Annotated in this window: 1 protein-coding gene; it reads left to right on the top strand. The window is 66.7% G+C overall.

Going from position 1 to position 1,461, the window contains the following annotated elements:
• Positions 1 to 128: 128 nt before the first annotated feature.
• Positions 129 to 1,461 (top strand): ABC transporter ATP-binding protein (locus LQV45_RS31975; RefSeq protein WP_230011498.1); only part of this gene is annotated, 1,333 nt, incomplete at its 3' end.

The raw sequence follows: 1,461 nt of genomic DNA, 5'->3' as shown, positions 1-1,461 counted from the left end.
AGTTCATGACCACCTCACCGAGCATCGCCTTCGCGAAATCCGGTGCGTCGGGATCGGTGTTCGTCTCAACCTCACGGCGCAGACGACGGCCCGAGTCGGGGGCCGTCTCGATGGTCACCTGAGCGGCTGTGGTCATCTTCCAGCTGGCCTCGACCATCGCGGCTCTGTACCTCCCCAGCCTCAATGCCCAGATCATCGACGAGGGCGTCTCCCGCGGCGACACGGACTACATCTGGCGCACCGGCGGCGTCATGCTCGGCGTCGCGCTGATCCAGGTGGCCACCGCGATCGCCGGCGTCTACTTCGGCTCGAAGGCGGCGATGGCGTTCGGCCGGGACCTGCGCCGCGGCGTGTTCCGCAAGGTGAGCAGCTTCTCGGCGCGGGACGTGAACCTCTTCGGCGCCCCCACCCTGATCACCCGGGGCACCAACGATGTGCAGCAGGTCCAGATGCTCATGCTCATGGCGCTGAACTTCATGGTGGCCACACCTATCATGTGCATCGGCGGGATCTTCATGGCCCTGCGCGAGGACCTCAACCTGTCCTGGCTCGTCTGGGTGTCCGTGCCCCTGCTCGTGGTCGTGGTGGGCTACCTCGTGGTCCGCCTCATGCCGCTCTTCCGTTCCATGCAGGAGAAGATCGACCGGCTCAACGGTGTCCTCCGCGAGCAGATCATCGGCATCCGCGTGGTCCGGGCCTTCGTGCGCGAACCCCACGAGGCCGAGCGCTTCGGCGCGGCCAACCAGGACCTCACCGACGTCTCGCTGAAGATCGGTTCCCTGTTTGTGCTGATGTTCCCCGCCATCGGCATGATCCTGCACATCTCCACGGCCGCCGTGCTCTGGTTTGGTGGCCAGCGCGTCGATGCCGGCGAGATGCAGATCGGCTCGCTGACGGCCTTCCTCCAGTACCTCCTGCAGATCCTCATGGCCGTCATGATGGGCACCTTCATGGCCATGATGATTCCGCGCGCCTCGGTCTGCGCCGACCGGATCGGTGAAGTGCTCGACGTCGAACCCTCCATCCACGAATCGCTCACCCCGGTGGCGCCTGCGGCAAAGGCCGGCCGCGTCGAATTCCGCAACGTGACCTTCGCCTACCCTGGCGCCGAGGCTCCCGTGCTCAGCAACATCAGCTTTACGGCCGAGCCCGGACAGACCGTGGCGATCATCGGCTCCACCGGCGCCTGCAAGTCCAGCCTGCTGGCCCTGCTCCCTCGGCTCTACGACGCCGAGTCCGGCGAGGTCCTGCTCGACGGCGTCCCCGTCACCCAGCTGGACCGCGCCGAGATCACGCAGCGCGTGGCCATGGTGCCGCAACGGCCCTACCTGTTCTCCGGAACCATTGAGCACAACCTGCGCTTCGGCAAGCCCGAGGCCACGGACTCGGACCTGTGGGAGGCGCTGACGGTCGCCCAGGCCGCGGAGTTCGTGCGCGAAAAGAAGGGTGGCCTCGCAGCGC

This window comes from Microbacterium sp. Bi128 (assembly GCF_918698205.1).
This window is presented reverse-complemented; position numbering and strand designations above follow the sequence as displayed.